The following is a 16,543-nucleotide window of genomic DNA, read 5'->3' as shown; positions in this document are numbered from 1 at the left end:
ATGTAGAATATGGAGAAATTCATGAGTATTGTACAAATAATAATTTTATCAATAATAGGACTTGCAGGTGGTGGAATAATAGCAGCGGGAGTTTTTGCACTTATAACGACTACAGGCGTAATGACAAGATTTGCTGAAAAGACACATACTGCAAAATATGTAAGACAATATGAAAATGCAGTTGCTTTTGGTGCAATTCTATTTAATATATTCTGGGTGTTTGAACTAAATTATGAGGGAATGAAACTAGGAAATCAATTATTAGCATTAATAGGTTTGTGTCATGGGATATTCGTAGGATGTTTGGCAATTTCTCTGGCCGAGGCGTTAAATGCGACAGCTATATTTGCAAGAAGAATGAAGTTAGCAGTAGGATTGAGCTTTATTGTGTTAAGTGTGGCTCTGGGAAAAGGAGTTGGAGCTTTAATTTATTTTTTTAGTATGAATTAAAGCTGATGGAACGTAAATTAGTCTGATATATTACAGTAGTAGAACGACGTAATTAAAATAAATTGTAGATGGAGAAGAAAAATGAGTGGAGACAAAACAGTAAATATAAATGATGAGAAAGAGTTTAAAAATAATAGCAGTGACAAATGTGTTGGGAATGAAAATATAACAAAAGAAGAGTATAATCAATATGTTGAAAATATAACACCTTCATTTCCATTATGGAAAAATATGCTAAAAGCGTTTATTACAGGTGGATTAATTTGTCTTATGGGGCAGGTTTGGATTGAATTATTTAAATACTTTGGAATGGACAAAGAACAGGCAGTCAATTGGACAACGGTTGTATTGATAGCGGAAAGTGTAATATTAACAGGTCTCAATATTTATCCTAAGATTGGAAAATTTGGTGGAGCAGGTGCGTTAGTGCCGATTACTGGATTTGCAAATGGTGTGGCATCATCGGCAACAGAATTCGGTGCAGAGGGTCAGGTCTTTGGTATTGGATGTAAAATATTTACTATAGCAGGACCGGTTATTCTATACGGAATTTTTAGCAGCTGGGTATTAGGAATCATATATTGGATTATTAATTTAGTATGGTGATAATAATAAAAGTAATTGAGTCAAAAATAGAGAACAGTTGAAATAAAGAAAATAAGCGTTTAGATTTTAACTGATAATAAAATAAAAATGATATATTATAGAATAAAAAGACATTTTACAAGACATTTTTTAGGTAAATTGTGTTACAATAAAACTAGTAATCAGAAGAAAAATAAAGATAGAAAATATAGAATGAGTTGAGAGTTAAATTCTTATTTTAATAGTATAAACAGAATAAGAAATTAACTTGAAAAATACAAAGTAATGACGATAAATGTGATTAATGAAATAAAAAAAATAATTAACAATATTTTTAAGGATATAAAAAAGTATTATCCGCTTATAAGTTGCGTGATAATTTACATTTTTATCACATCTTTGATATTTAATGATATATGTCCAAGTAAGATATTATTTAAAATATCATGTCCGGGATGTGGACTTACCAGAGGCAGTATTTCACTTCTTACAGGGCATTTTAAAGCTGCAATGCATTATAATGCAGCAGCTGTCATTTGGGATATTGGAATTGCAATGATGTTTGTGCAAAGATATATACTTGAAAAGAAATATAAATATATGGATTATTATTGGATTGTATGTTGCGGACTAACCATAGTGTATTACATCATTAGAATGATTTACTATACACCTGCAGGTTTTCCGATTTAATATTTAAATTTACAGGAGGTTACATAATGGAATTAAAAGGATCAAAGACAGAAGAAAATTTATTAGCAGCATTTGCAGGAGAATCAGAGGCAAGAAATAAGTATACTTATTATGCTTCAAAAGCAAGAAAAGAAGGATATGTTCAGATTGCCAATATTTTTGAAGAAACTGCAGCAAATGAAAAAGAGCATGCAAAAATATGGTTTAAATTATTAAAAGGTGGAATTGGAACTACTGCAGAAAATTTAGCAGATGCGGCAGCAGGTGAAAACTACGAATGGACCGATATGTATGCAACATTTGCAAAAGAAGCCAGAGAAGAAGGATTTGACGAAATAGCAACTTTATTTGAAGGCGTTGCAGCAATTGAAAAAGAACATGAAGAAAGATACAAGAAATTGTTGGAAAATGTTGAAAAAGGTTTAGTATTTTCAAAAGATGGTGATACAATCTGGCAGTGTAGCAATTGTGGACATATATGTATTGGAAAACAGGCTCCTGAAGTTTGTCCTGTATGTGCACACCCACAGTCATATTTCCAGGTAAAAGCTGAAAATTATTAAATAAAAATAATTAAAAGACTCTCCGAAAACAAAAATTTTAAAGTGAACATAAGAAAAGCATTTTGGAATTTTTATTTAGGAGAGTTTTATTTTCGCTCCGGAATATTTTTCTGTAATAAAAAAGAAAGTAAATCTTAAGAATTTACATAAAATTTACTTAATCTTATATTGATATAATATGATAGCAAAATCAAAAGGTATAATCCAACATGAGTTTGATTATAAGTGGGTGAAAAAACTCGGAACACCGACATCAGATATTAGAGTTATAAATAAATTGTAATAATTAGGAGCGACAACAATGTATAAAATGAGTAACGGAAACTTAAATATTAAAAATAAATTTCAAAGAGATAAAAAACAGTTAATAGCAGATGTAATATTATGGATTATAATGTGCATAATTTATATTGCCTTTTGGAAGCAGAATTTAATGTATCTTAGACATAGATTTATTCCATCAAGGATTGTTATTATTACATTTCTTTTTATTGTAGGAAGTATAGGAATATTAATCAAAGACAAAATCCCACAAAAATATAATACAATAGCCTCATTTCTATTTGTAATTTTATCGGTTCCTTATAATTTTGTTATGTTAGAATATACATCACATCATAGAATATTGGATTTCTCGATAAATAAGATAATGACTAATCTGATAATTATATCAATAATAGTATTAATAATATTTGCTATTACAAATAGCTTTAAAGCATCAATAATTGGAATAAACATAATATCAGTTGTATTTGGTCTGGTTTACTATTATGTAATAAAATTTAGAGGTACAGCGGTTTTAGCCGTTGATATTTTTTCAGCAACAACAGCAGCAAATGTGGCTGGAAATTATAATTACAGGATGAGCTACAGATGTTATTTATTTGTTATATTAACATATGTATTGAGCATTTATGTTTTGAAATTAGACAGGCATAATTTATTCAAGGAAAAGAAAAGACTTATTTCAGTAGGAATAGCAATCTTAGCAGTTGTTTGTGGTTTCTCTTTATTTATACAGAGTAGCAGATTTGATAATTCATTAAAAATTAAAATGTTTAAACCACAGGAAAGTTACAGAAAATATGGGGATTATCTGACCTTTACACATAGTATCAGATACATAAAGGGGCATAAACCGGAAGGATATTCTGAAGATAAGGTTGAACAGATTTCAGCACAATATCCCGGAATAAAAGGCAATGGTAAAAAGCCTAATATTATAATGATTATGAATGAAGCACTTGCAGATTTTTCATCAATATCAGATATCGAAACAAATGAAGATTATATGCCATTTATACATGGATTAACTGAAAATACAGTAAAAGGTGATTTGTTTGTTTCTATATTTGGAGGTGGAACATCAAAAACAGAGTATGAAGCGCTTACTTCAAATAGTATGGCATTTATGCCAAAAGGTTCAACTCCATATGTGACTTATATAAACAGAAAAACATCCTCTTTAGCTACAACTTTAAGAGCACAAGGCTATGGTGGAATGGTGGCCATGCATCCGTATAAGGGAAGTGGATATAAGCGAAACAAAGTATATCCTCTTTTGGGATTTGATAAATTTTATGATTTACCGGAATTTAATAACGCTAAAGTTATAAGAAATCATGTTTCTGATGAAGGAAATTTTGATAAAATAATTGAAGTATACGAGCAAAATAGAAAAAAGGATAAAAAACCATTTTTCTTATTTGATGTGACAATGCAAAATCACAGTAGTTATGATAGAAAATGGGACAATTTATCCGATGACATATCAACTATTAAAGATTATGGTGATGATGTAAATATTTATCTTAATCTGGTGAAAGCATCAGATGACGCTTTTAAAAAATTAGTTGAATATTTTTCAAATGTAGATGAACCTACAATGATTATAATGTTTGGTGACCATCAGCCAAAGCTAAATAATCATTTTTATGAAAATGTTGAAAAAGGATTTTCATTAGGTGATGAATATAAAATGTTTGAAAAGTATAATACTCCATTTGTAATATGGGCAAATTACGATATAGAGGAACAAACGGATGTAAAGATAAGTGCAAATTATATGGGAACAATGGTAGATGAACTTGCAGGAAATTCTATGAGCGGATATCAACAGATGGTAAACGAAATCAGAAAAGATATTCCAATAATTACTGCCGGAGGATATATAGGAGCTGACGGAAAATATTATCACACATTTGATAAATCTTCGCCATATTATGATAAAATAATGGACTATTGTTATTCTGAATACAATAATGTATTTGATAAGAAACATTTGGTAGATGAGTTTTTCAAAATAAATGATAATAAATAAAATGCATCGAAAAATATAAAAGTATATTGAATATTATTTATGTTAATACTTTGAAATCAAATATAGAATTTTTATAAAGTGGATTGTAATATGAAAGATACCTTCATGTATATTATTTTACTTTCAGGTAAAAAATAAACATGGAGGTGTTTTTTATGTATGATGTAGTAATTATTGGTGGAGGACCGGCAGGACTTTCGGCAGCTCTTTACTTGGCAAGAGCTAAGGTTAAGGCGGTATTATTGGAAAAATCAGGCTATGGAGGACAAATTGCCCTTACGCAAAAAGTAAAGAATTATCCCGGAATTTATGAAATATCAGGAAAAGATTTGGCAGACAGTATTCATGAACAGGGAGAAAGATATGGAGGAGAATTTTCTTTTGAAGTTGCCAAAGAAATAATTGATGAAAATGATAAGAAAATTGTTATTACTGATAAGAGAAAAATAGAATGTAGGGCAATAATTATAGCTACAGGCGCAGCACCCAAAAAGGCAGGTTTTGAGGGCGAAGAAGAGTTTATAGGAAAAGGAGTGTCTTATTGTGCAACATGCGATGGAAGATTTTTTGAGAAAAAAGAAGTATTTGTTGTAGGAGCAGGATATTCTGCATGTCAGGAAAGTATATTTTTAGCACAATTTGCATCAAAAGTTAATTTGATAGTAAGAAAAAATGAACTTTCCTGTAGTGGAGCAATTGTTAAAGAATTGAATGACAATTCTAAAATACAGGTATTCTATAATTCTAAAATAGAAAAAGTATCAGGAAATGATTTTGTACAGAGAGTTGGAATAATTAAAAGTGAAGCGGAATACAATGAAGAAACTATAGGAGATATAGAATACGAAAACAATAATAAAAATACAAAGGAATTTGAAGATAACGAAGGTTATGGTGTATTTGTTTTTGTGGGTTATGAACCTGAAAGTAAAATTGCTCCTAAAAGTGTTAAGCGTGATGAAAATAACTATATTTATGTCGATGATGATAAAAAAACGTCAGTTAATGGGATATACGCAGTAGGTGATGTTACACATAAAAAAATACGGCAGGTCATTACATCTGCAAGTGATGGAGTAGTAGCAGCAAAAATAATTGAAACCATTTTATTAAAATAATGAAAAATTTAGTAAAATAAGTTTACAAAATGAATTTTATGTACTAGAATACATAGAATGCAAAAGTACAAAGGCTAAAACTAATAGAATACAAGATATAAGAAAAATCAACTGTTTAGCAGAAATTGATGTATTAGGAGAGAAAACTTAATGGAAAGAAAAATGTTAGTGTTAGATATTGATGGAACACTTACAAACAGTAAGAAGGAAATTACATCTAAGACAAAGGAAGCAATAATTAAGTTGCAGAAAAATGGACACATAGTTGTTATAGCATCGGGAAGACCAACAGCAGGAATAATAGATATAGCAGATGAATTAGAACTTGATGTTTATGGTGGATTTGTATTATCTTACAATGGAGCTAAGATAACAAGCTGGAGAACAAATGAAGTTGTATACCAGCAGGTATTACCGGCAAAATATATTAGAATATTATATGATTTTGCAAAAGAAAATAATGTTGGATTAGTTACTTATGAAGATGAATGTGTAGTTACAGGAACACGTCATGATAAATATATGGAGCATGAAGCTAAGATTAATGGTATAAGAATTAAAGACGTAGCTCCATTCCCGGACTATGTAAACTTTAATGTAAATAAATGTCTTATGACAGCAGAACCTGAAAAAGCATTGGAAGTAGAAAATAAGCTTAATGAAATGTATGGAAATGAATTGAGTATATATCGTTCAGAACCGTTTTTCGTTGAGATAATGCCACAGAATGTAGATAAAGCAGCAACTTTAGATGTTCTTGTAAATATGTTAGGACTTAATAAAGAGAATACAATATGCTGTGGTGATGGATTCAATGATTTATCAATGATTAAGTATGCCGGAATTGGTGTTGCAATGGAAAATGCACAGGAAATTGTAAAAGAAAGTGCAGATTATGTTACAAAATCAAACGATGATGATGGAATTGTACATGTAATTGAAAAGTTTATCTTCAATGAAAAGAAGGCAGTATAATTATTAAATTTAGTTTATAAACAGAAAAAAACGACTTTATATTGAAGCTTATAAAGCTTACAAATAAAGTCGTTTTTTTATTAAATAGTAAATCGCATCTAATTAAAATTAGCCGATATTAATTTGTCATTCTCTTTACTTTGTCAAATTCATCGTAAATTTCCTGCTCAGGTTCAGGAGTAAGTAAACTTACAACAACAATGAATAGTGAGGCGATAATAAATGCAGGTAATAATTCGTAAATATTCCATGAACCACCGATAGGTCTAACAAGAAATTTCCATACAAATACCATAATTCCACCTGAAATCATTCCGGCAATAGCACCATATTTATTTGAACGCTTCCAGAATAATGAGAATAAAACAACAGGACCAAATGTTGCACCAAATCCCGCCCATGCAAATGAAACAATCTGAAATACAGAACTGTTAGGATTACTTGCAAGGAAAACTGCAATTATTGAGATTGCAATAACTGAAATACGGGCAACAATAATGTTTGCTTTTGCAGATAATTTAATATTAAATACACCACCAATAAGATTTTCAGTAACACTTGATGAAGCAGCAAGTAACTGTGAATCAGATGTTGACATTGTTGATGCAAGTATTCCGGCAAGAATCAATCCTGCAACTATTGCAAATAAAAGTCCGTTATTGCTTAAATGGTGAGCAATCTGTACGATAATTGTTTCAGCTTCTGAGGAAGAACCAAAACTTGGAACAATTCCATTTATAGACATGCTGTATCCTATTATACCAATTGATACTGCAATAGCCATTGAAATAACAACCCAGATTGTTGCAATTCTTCTTGATAAAGTAAGTTTTCTTGAATCTTCAATAGCCATAAATCTCAATAAGATATGAGGCATACCAAAATATCCTAATCCCCAGGCAAGAGTAGATGCAATTGACAAGAATCCATAATTTGTTGCTGAATTTGTTGTTGCATCATATAAATGAGTTAAACTTAAATATCCTGATAAATCTTTTACATTTGAATATACAACATCCATTCCGCCTACAGAATTAACTCCATAGAAAAGGACGATTGCAAGTGCTATGGACATAATAATACTCTGGATTAAGTCAGTTGTACTTGCAGCTAAGAAACCACCAAGTGAAGTGTAAGCTACAATAACGATAGCACTAAAAATCATGGCTGTCATATAATCAATTCCGAATAAACGGTTAAATAATTTTCCACAGGCAGCAAAACCTGAAGCTGTATATGGAACAAAGAAAATAATTATAATAGTTGCGGAAATAAATTTTAAAATATTTGAATTATCTCTGTATCTGTTTGCAAAGAAGTCAGGTAAAGTAATAGAATTCCTTGAAACATATGAGTAATGTCTGATTCTTTTAGCAACAATTAACCAGTTAACATATGTACCTATTGCAAGTCCGGCAGCTGTCCAAAAAGCATCAGCTACGCCTGTAAAGTAAGCAACTCCGGGCAATCCCATAAGTAACCAGCTGCTCATGTCAGAAGCTTCGGCACTCATTGCTGTAACAAAAGGACCAAGCTTTCTACCCCCAAGATAAAAGTCATGTGTTGTTCGGCTCTTTTTTGTATAGTAAAAACCTATACAAATCATTCCTATCATATAGCCAATAATGGCAATAAGAATGCCAATTTCAGATGTAGTCATTTTTCCTCCTTACTGTTCAAAATTAGAACCACACGAATTAGACTAATATTCGTGCAAAAATAAATTTACTATAATTTGGTTTATTTCATTTGTTATTCGCTAGAAAATCAGAAATCATAAGTAAAGTATAATCGTAAATTTTCATAAGCAATAAAAATGCCGTAAATAAACGCATATATTCTACTATTTTATGAAAAAAATAAGAAATTATCAACAAAAATCTACAAATAAGCAATTTTATAAACAAAATAAAGTGAATAATAAAATATTACAATGCAAATACTAATTATAGAAAAATTAATGAAATCGGGAGGAAATCAATATTATGGGAGAAATGATAGGAAAGCAAAGTGTTAAATTTGCGGAAGCCCCATATATTTTTGAGGGAGCATCTGTAGTTGGACCTAAAGAAGGAGAAGGCCCACTTGGAAAATTATTTGATGTGATTGAGCAGGATCCAATGCTTGGAAGTAAAAGCTGGGAAGAAGCAGAAAGTTTACTGCAAAAAGAAACCGTGCAAAAACTGTTGTTAAAATCAGGATTAAAAAAAGAGGATATAAGATATATTTTTGCAGGTGATTTGTTAGGACAGTTAATAGCAACCACATTTGGAATAATGGATTATGAAATCCCATTTATGGGACTATATGGTGCATGTTCAACTATGGGCGAAGGATTAAGTCTGGCAGCAATGATGGTTGCAGCAGGTTATGGAGAAAATGTAATAGCCATGGCGTCAAGTCATTTTGGAAGCGCAGAGAGACAATTTAGATTTCCATTAGAATATGGAAATCAAAGACCATTTTCGGCAACATGGACTGTTACAGGGTGTGGAGCGGCAATAGTTACAAAAAGAAAAGGATTTGCAAGAATTACAGGAGTAACAACGGGAAAGATAATTGACTATGGAGTGAAGGATGCCCAGAATATGGGGGCATGTATGGCTCCGGCGGCAGCAGATGTTATTTATAATCATTTAAATGATTTTGGAACCGCTCCTGATGATTATGACAAAATAATAACAGGTGATTTAGGATATGTAGGGCAGGCGATACTAATTGATTTGCTGAAACGAAAGGGAATAGATATTTCGAAAGTGCATATGGATTGTGGAATTGAAATGTTTGATAAAGAAAATCAGGATACTCATTCAGGAGGAAGTGGATGCGGATGTTCTGCGACAGTACTTACAAGTTATGTATTTAAACAACTGAAGAAAAAAGCGTGGAAGAAAATTTTATTTATCCCAACGGGTGCTTTGATGTCACCTATAAGCTTTAATCAGGGAAAGTCTGTTCCGGGAATTGCTCATCTTGTAGTGATTGAAAGTGTGTAATGATTTAGAAAATGAAATTGTAAAACGAAAATTAGGTTAGAAAGTGAGAAAAAATGATATTTTTAAAAAGTTTTTTAATAGGCGGAATAATTTGTGCATTAGTTCAGATTTTACTGGATAAAACAAAATTGTTACCGGGAAGGGTTATGGTTTTATTAGTAGTTTTAGGTACTATACTTGGTTTCTTTGGTTTATATCAGCCTTTAATTGATTGGGCAGGAGCAGGGGCAAGTGTACCTCTTATTGGATTTGGAAATAACTTATGGAAGGGAATGGCAGAACATATAGACAAGGATGGACTAATTGGAATATTTGAAGGAGGATTTACCGCAAGTGCCATTGGTATATCGGCAGCATTAATATTGAGCTATGTTGGTTCATGGTTCTTTAAATCAAAAATGCAATAGAAATAAATATATTTATGATTTATTTAATGTATAAAAAACATAAAATAAATGTTTATTTTATAAAGGAAAATGTTAATAAATTAACAAACAGACGGATAAAATGAGGTGCTGACTACATTAAAAAAAGTCAATACTTTTGATTATTAAGTTTAAACGTTGAAAATAAAGGATAGAACTTAATTTGTGCTTAAAATTATCAATCATTACTTAATTTATTAAATAAAGAACAGAAGAATAGTTGAAAAAATAAAGTCTATATAATATAATTGTAGTCATGTGAATGGCATCGGAAGATAAATTTTGACGCATTTACAAGGATTAAGTAAAAATATATTAAGGAGGACTACAAAATGTCATATGTAGACGAGGTATTAGCAAAGGTTAAAGAAAAGAATGCTAGTGAACCAGAATTTTTACAGGCAGTTGAAGAAGTATTAAATTCACTTAGACCTGTAATTGATGCAAACGAGGAAAAGTATAGAAGAGAAGCTTTACTTGAAAGAATTTGTGAACCGGAAAGACAGTTTAAGTTCAGAGTTCCTTGGGTTGATGATAAGGGACAGGTACAGGTTAACACAGGTTACAGAGTACAGTTTAACTCAGCTATTGGACCATACAAGGGTGGTTTAAGACTTCACCCATCAGTAAATATTGGTATTATTAAATTCTTAGGTTTCGAACAGATTTTCAAGAATTCACTTACAGGCCTTCCAATCGGTGGTGGTAAAGGTGGTTCTGATTTCGATCCTAAGGGAAAATCAGATAGAGAAGTTATGGCATTCTGCCAGAGCTTTATGACAGAACTTTGCAAGTATATCGGTGCTGACACTGACGTACCAGCAGGTGATATCGGAACAGGTGCAAGAGAAATCGGATACATGTTCGGTCAGTATAAGAGAATCCGTGGATTATACGAAGGTGTTCTTACAGGTAAGGGACTTACATACGGTGGTTCTTTAGCAAGAACAGAAGCTACAGGATACGGATTACTTTACTTAACACAGGAATTAATGAAAGACCATGGCGAAAGTATGGAAGGCAAGACAGTAGTTGTTTCAGGTGCTGGTAACGTTGCTATCTATGCTATTCAGAAAGCTCATCAGATGGGTGCTAAGGTTGTTACATGTTCAGATTCAACAGGTTGGATTTATGATCCTGAAGGAATCGATGTAGACCTTCTTAAAGAAGTTAAAGAAGTTAAGAGAGCAAGACTTACAGAATATGCTGCTGCAAGACCTTCAGCTGAATATCATGAAGGACGTGGAGTATGGCAGATTAAATGTGATATCGCTCTTCCATGCGCTACACAGAACGAATTACTTATCGATGATGCTAAACAGTTAGTAGCTAATGGATGTAAGGCAGTTTGTGAAGGCGCTAACATGCCTACAACAATTGATGCAACAGAATACTTACAGGAAAACGGAGTTTGGTTCGTTGGTGGTAAGGCTGCTAATGCAGGTGGTGTTGCTACATCAGCTCTTGAAATGTCACAGAACAGCGAAAGACTTTCATGGACATTTGAAGAAGTTGACGCTAAATTACAGACAATCATGGTTAACATTTACCATAACATCAGTAATGCAGCTAAGAGATACGGATTTGAAGGTAACTACGTAGTGGGTGCTAACATTGCCGGATTTGAAAAGGTTGCAGAAGCTATGGAAGCACAGGGTGTTTGCTAATTAGAAAACACATTATAATGCAATAATTGACGTTATAACGTCTTAACAGGGCTATCGTGTATGCGATAGCTCTTATTAAAATCAGTAAGAAAATTAATAAAATATATACAAAGATATTGTCCTAATGCGAATAAGATAATAAGACATTTTGATGTTAACGGAAAACATTGCCCGGCACCAATAATGGATGATAAAATATGGAAAAAGTTTAGAAAAGAAATATTAAAAAAATAAAAAAAACAAAGACTGTATTTTCGATAAATTTAATATTGTAGAGTAGATACGATAATATAATCGACATCTTTATTTACGGTATCGTAACAATATTAAGTGATAGCAAAAATGCAGTCTTTTAATATATTTTAATAATATCTGTTCATAGAAAAATGTAGTGTTTTTAATATATTAGATTTTACTGTTTTTTCTTCTTAATATGAATCTCCGGTATAGCTGTATCATAGTTTACAGAAGGCTGATCCTTAGTGGCTTTTAAAGTATCATCCTGCTTGTGTGTATGAATCTCAGGGATAGCTAAATTATCAATAGAAAGATTAAAGTCGTGTTTTTTATTAATTTTTTTTGATTTCTTAAACTCCATAATTACCTCCAAATACTTTATAAATAGATTTACAATTTTGTTATGAGAGTGAAACGTATCTTAATTCATTGATATTTAAATTTTTATAGTTAAATTTCAATACTTTGTAATCTACAACAGGTTGATGAAAAATGTAATAACAAGACTGTTAATAAAGTCTGCAAATAAACTACCAACAAGCGGAATTAACAAATAGGCTTTTATTGAAGGTGCATATCTGTCGCATAGAGCCTGCATGTTTGCCATTGCATTTGGTGTAGCACCCATACCGAATCCACATGTTCCCGCTGCAAGAACAGCAGCATCGTAATCCTTCCCCATAACATTGAATATAACAAAATATGTGAAAAGAAAAATTAAAATAACCTGTGCACCTAAAAGCATAACAAGTGGTAATGCCAAAGATGCTAATTGCCACAATTTAAGTGTAATCATGGCTATACCTAAGAATAATGAAAGACAAATACCACCAAGGTCATTTATTTCACCCATACATATATCAAATTTGCCTGAATATTCTCCAATATTTCTTATTAAAGCAGCTGCAATCATTGCTCCAATATAAATAGGAAATGTTAAGCCTGTTTTAGTTAACATCCATGAAAAAATAGTTCCTATACCAATAGCAAGAATCAACTGATATACTGCCATTGCATACATATTTGCATGTCTTTCATGCCTTTTTTCGTCTTCGATTAAAAGACTGTCATCTTCTGCAACAACTGTGTTCAAAAGATTTTTCTTCTCAATAAGACGACGACCAATAGGACCACCGATTAAACTTCCTGCAATTAAACCAAATGTTGCAGCAGCAGTACAAATGGTTGTAGCTCCGCTAATGTTAAAATCTTCAAGTACAGGACCAAATGCTCCGGCAGTTCCGTGTCCTCCAACCATTGGAATTGAACCGGTACACATTCCTATAAGTGGGTCTAAGCCAAGAAAATGTGACATCCCAACAGCAAGAAAATTCTGAAAAACAATAAGCGTTATAACTAGTAATAGGAAAATAAAAAGAGATTTACCACCACTTTTTAAAACCTTTAAATTGGCTTGAAAACCAACTGATGTAAAGAAAAATACCATACACACTTCACGAAGGGTATCATCAAACGAAAATTCGATTAATCCCGTTGAATGACATATACATGTAAATATGGCAAATAGCAAACCACCAATAACAGGGGCAGGAATGCAAAACTTTTCCAAAAAATAAATTTTATGCTTCAAAAACTGCCCGAGTATTAAAACGACTACTGCGATGGCAAGTGTCTGATACATATCTAATTGTATATCCATAAAACTCCTTTCCTTTGACAAATTTATTCAGATTTTACTTTTATGTTGTGCTTTTTATAATATTTTACTGCACCTGGATGAAACGGAATGGAAATACCTTTAACGGCAGAAGTTTCATCGAGCTGTAAATTCAAAGGAACGGAATATTGAAGATCCGCTGAATGTTCAAATAAAAATTCTGTTAAAGATTCTACAACGATGTCAGACAATTCGTTGCTAGCAAGTAAAACAGCCTGAACAGCTACTGTTTTTATTTCTTCAGTTTGTCCGGTATAAGTATTCGCCGGAATTGTATAGTCAACATAAGTATCGTAAGCAGATTCAAGTTTTTTAGAACATGAATCGCTAATGCTTAAAAATTTAATAGGACATTGTTGCGCTAATTCTTCTATTATTGTTGTGCGCAATCCTGCAGTACAGAAAAATGCATCAATTTCACCGGATTGTAATTTGCCGGCGGCAGTAGTATAGTCATAATTTAAAGTGTCTACTAGTTTGTCTGATAAGCCGTTAAGTTGTAAAATTAAATTAGCAGTCTGCTCAGTACCTGAATCACTTTCACCGATGCTGACTTTTTTACCTAGTAAATCATCGATTGAATTTATGCCTGAATCATTGTGAACAACAATCTGGCAAGCTTCAGGGTATAATGCCGCGATTGCCTTGTAACCAGAACACTGGGTACTGACAAATATTCCGGTTCCGTTATAGGCATCATTAATTAAATCAGCCTGAGCAATTCCCATTTCAATATAATTTTTAGATAATAATCGTATGTTTGCTGCTGAACCGGCAGTAGATTTTACTTCAAAGTTAAACTTATCGTTTTCTTTAGAAGCAAGTTCCGTGAATGCATTTCCAAAAGTATAATACATTCCACCAATACCGGCAGAGCCAAAGCGAATTTTTTCATTTTTAATGCCACAGCCGGATAACATAAGTGTTGTGAGGCTAAGTAAAATACATAAAAATTTTTTCAAATTAAAATTCTCCTTTACGTAAATTTAGGACATACCTAATTAATATTTTACAATAAAATAAAGTTAAATGGAATGAAAAAATAAGAAATAGGAAGAAAAAATAAAAAACAGGATAAAAAGAAAAGTACACATATGCGCTATTTTAATCAAATATCTTGACCAAAGTAGTAAAATGAAATATACTATATTAATACGCAAAATATGCCGTTGAAAAGAATAATTTTTGATTGATATATATATAACTTTAACGTAGAACAACAGGTACATATAATGTACCTGTTGTTCTACGTTTAGGAAAAGTTAGTTGTTGAAAACAAATATAATATGAGTCTAATTTTGATAAGTGTTAAATAATATTAAAAGAGTGCAGATATAGATGCTTAAGAAATAAATATTAGTTGTTGGTAAAAAGCATATCATTTTATAAAAGCAATATCATAATATTAGATGAAAAAATTTTTTTTAGAGGGAATAGAAAATGGTTACAGCATTGGCTAAAATTTTTTTGAAAGACGTAAAGATGAATGATTCTCAAGGAAGAAAAGCATATGGCACATTGTGTAGTGTAGTTGGAATTTTTTTAAACATATGTTTATTTGTTGGAAAATATTTTGCAGGAGTGTTAACGGGTGCAATTTCAATTACAGCAGATGCATTTAACAATTTGTCAGATGCAGGTTCATCAATAATAACATTAGTAGGCTTTTGGTTTGCAGGAAAGAAACCTGATACAGAGCATCCGTTTGGACATGGGAGATTTGAATATGTATCAGGAATGGCAGTTTCCTGCCTGATAATATTAATGGGACTTGAACTAGCAAAGAGTTCTGTTGATAAAATTATTCATCCACAGGAATTAGAATCTAGTATTTTGGCTATAACAATATTACTTATATCTATTTGTGTAAAATTGTATATGGCATTTTACAATACGGGTATAGGAAAGAAAATAGATTCAGTAACAATGAAAGCAACAGCAATTGACAGCTTAAGTGATTCCGTGGCTACAACAGTAGTATTAATATGTGTACTTGTTAATATGAAGTTTGGAATAAATATAGATGGTATATGCGGACTTTTAGTAGCAATTTTGATTATATATGCAGGAATTGGTGCGTTTAAGGATACGATATCTCCGCTTTTAGGTAAAATACCAGAGCCTGAACTTGTGGACAAAATTCGTGATATTGTAATGAAACATGAATTAGTATACGGAATTCATGATTTGGTTGTTCATGATTATGGCCCGGGTAGAATGATGATTTCACTGCACACAGAAGTTCCCGGAAATGAAAATGTATATAAATTACATGACATGATAGACAATATTGAATCTGAACTACAGGAAAAAATAGGATGTGAGGCAGTAATTCACATGGATCCGATTGAAGTTGATAATCAAGTGGTTACAGATACAAGAAGTAAAGTTGAAAACATAGTTAAAAGTATAGATGAACATATGTCCATACATGATTTTAGAATGATAACAGGAGATACACATACAAATCTTATATTTGATGTTGTTGTTCCATTTTGTGTAGAAAAGAAACATGATGAAATAAAAAATAATATTGAAGAGAAGATAAGTGAACTTGATGATAAATATAGAGTTGTGATGAAAATAGAAGAAGATTATATTGGAAATTAACAAATCTGCATCAAAAGTAAAGTAAAATAGTTTGAAATAAAAATGGGAAGATATTCTATATAGAAAATGTGTATTAATATAAAAAATAAGAGACTATGTAATAATATATATTAAAATATTAGAAACATATTTGCAAAACAGAATTAAATGTGTTACCATTTAAAGTCGACGTCAAAAAGTAAAAGTGTCTTTGTGATGTTTTTATTTTTTGACGTTTTTTGCTTTT

15 protein-coding genes are annotated in these 16,543 nt (G+C 31.5%); 11 read left to right on the top strand and 4 right to left on the bottom strand.

Annotated features, from left to right (window positions below; all coding sequences use genetic code 11):
* Positions 1-21: 21 nt before the first annotated feature.
* The 7 genes from CCC31_RS04730 to CCC31_RS04700 all read left to right on the top strand — a co-directional run bounded on the left by CCC31_RS04730 (position 22) and on the right by CCC31_RS04700 (position 6,704).
* Positions 22-450: a stage V sporulation protein AB gene (locus CCC31_RS04730; protein ID WP_158562653.1), complete on the top strand. Its 429-nt coding sequence runs from the start codon at positions 22-24 to the stop codon at positions 448-450.
* An 81-nt stretch (positions 451-531) separates the two neighbouring features.
* Positions 532-1,056, top strand: a complete 525-nt coding sequence (locus tag CCC31_RS04725) for a SpoVA/SpoVAEb family sporulation membrane protein (RefSeq protein ID WP_290849979.1) — start codon at positions 532-534, stop codon at positions 1,054-1,056.
* Between the two features lie 276 nt (positions 1,057-1,332).
* Complete coding sequence (locus tag CCC31_RS04720) at positions 1,333-1,728, top strand: DUF2752 domain-containing protein (RefSeq protein ID WP_158574515.1); 396 nt, start codon at positions 1,333-1,335, stop codon at positions 1,726-1,728.
* 26 nt (positions 1,729-1,754) lie between these two features.
* A complete protein-coding gene (gene rbr / locus CCC31_RS04715; RefSeq protein WP_022088324.1) occupies positions 1,755-2,291 on the top strand; it encodes a rubrerythrin in 537 nt (178 codons plus the stop codon).
* A 301-nt stretch (positions 2,292-2,592) separates the two neighbouring features.
* Positions 2,593-4,611 carry an LTA synthase family protein gene (locus CCC31_RS04710; RefSeq protein ID WP_290849977.1) on the top strand — a complete coding sequence of 673 codons (2,019 nt, stop codon included), beginning with the start codon at positions 2,593-2,595 and terminating at the stop codon, positions 4,609-4,611.
* A 155-nt stretch (positions 4,612-4,766) separates the two neighbouring features.
* Positions 4,767-5,729 (top strand): FAD-dependent oxidoreductase, encoded by a 963-nt coding sequence (locus CCC31_RS04705; RefSeq protein ID WP_260978707.1) that lies wholly within the window; start codon positions 4,767-4,769, stop codon positions 5,727-5,729.
* A 150-nt stretch (positions 5,730-5,879) separates the two neighbouring features.
* On the top strand, positions 5,880-6,704 hold the full coding sequence (locus CCC31_RS04700; RefSeq protein WP_022088327.1) for a Cof-type HAD-IIB family hydrolase: 825 nt from the start codon (positions 5,880-5,882) through the stop codon (positions 6,702-6,704).
* A gap of 118 nt (positions 6,705-6,822) precedes the next feature.
* Here the strand turns inward: CCC31_RS04700 and putP are convergent, their stop codons facing one another.
* Complete coding sequence (gene putP, locus CCC31_RS04695; RefSeq protein WP_118565465.1) at positions 6,823-8,364, bottom strand: sodium/proline symporter PutP; 1,542 nt, start codon at positions 8,362-8,364, stop codon at positions 6,823-6,825.
* Positions 8,365-8,689: 325 nt separating this feature from the next.
* Between putP and spoVAD the strand changes: the two genes are divergently transcribed.
* The 3 genes from spoVAD to gdhA all read left to right on the top strand — a co-directional run bounded on the left by spoVAD (position 8,690) and on the right by gdhA (position 11,792).
* Positions 8,690-9,700 (top strand): stage V sporulation protein AD, encoded by a 1,011-nt coding sequence (gene spoVAD, locus CCC31_RS04690; RefSeq protein ID WP_022088329.1) that lies wholly within the window; start codon positions 8,690-8,692, stop codon positions 9,698-9,700.
* Positions 9,701-9,753: 53 nt separating this feature from the next.
* Positions 9,754-10,107 carry a SpoVA/SpoVAEb family sporulation membrane protein gene (locus tag CCC31_RS04685; RefSeq protein WP_022088330.1) on the top strand — a complete coding sequence of 118 codons (354 nt, stop codon included), beginning with the start codon at positions 9,754-9,756 and terminating at the stop codon, positions 10,105-10,107.
* 350 nt (positions 10,108-10,457) lie between these two features.
* Positions 10,458-11,792 (top strand): NADP-specific glutamate dehydrogenase, encoded by a 1,335-nt coding sequence (gene gdhA / locus CCC31_RS04680; protein ID WP_022088331.1) that lies wholly within the window; start codon positions 10,458-10,460, stop codon positions 11,790-11,792.
* A 412-nt stretch (positions 11,793-12,204) separates the two neighbouring features.
* Here gdhA and CCC31_RS04675 read toward each other — a convergent pair whose 3' ends face one another.
* The 3 genes from CCC31_RS04675 to CCC31_RS04665 form a co-directional block, all read right to left on the bottom strand.
* The gene (locus CCC31_RS04675) at positions 12,205-12,390 is read right to left on the bottom strand and encodes a hypothetical protein (RefSeq protein WP_290849972.1); all 186 of its coding nucleotides are present in this window, start codon (positions 12,388-12,390) and stop codon (positions 12,205-12,207) included.
* A 111-nt stretch (positions 12,391-12,501) separates the two neighbouring features.
* Positions 12,502-13,689: a sodium/glutamate symporter gene (gltS, locus tag CCC31_RS04670; RefSeq protein WP_290849970.1), complete on the bottom strand. Its 1,188-nt coding sequence runs from the start codon at positions 13,687-13,689 to the stop codon at positions 12,502-12,504.
* A gap of 23 nt (positions 13,690-13,712) precedes the next feature.
* The gene (locus CCC31_RS04665; protein ID WP_290849968.1) at positions 13,713-14,669 is read right to left on the bottom strand and encodes a TAXI family TRAP transporter solute-binding subunit; all 957 of its coding nucleotides are present in this window, start codon (positions 14,667-14,669) and stop codon (positions 13,713-13,715) included.
* A gap of 478 nt (positions 14,670-15,147) precedes the next feature.
* Here CCC31_RS04665 and CCC31_RS04660 point away from each other — a divergent pair, with 478 nt between their 5' ends.
* Positions 15,148-16,317: a cation diffusion facilitator family transporter gene (locus CCC31_RS04660; RefSeq protein WP_290849966.1), complete on the top strand. Its 1,170-nt coding sequence runs from the start codon at positions 15,148-15,150 to the stop codon at positions 16,315-16,317.
* Positions 16,318-16,543 lie beyond the last annotated feature (226 nt).

It is taken from the genome of Eubacterium sp. LMAG:50 (assembly GCF_008680265.1).
Lineage (GTDB): Bacteria > Bacillota > Clostridia > Lachnospirales > Lachnospiraceae > Eubacterium_U > Eubacterium_U album.
The sequence above is the reverse complement of the archived record's forward strand: the minus strand, read 5'-3'. Positions and strand labels throughout refer to the sequence as shown.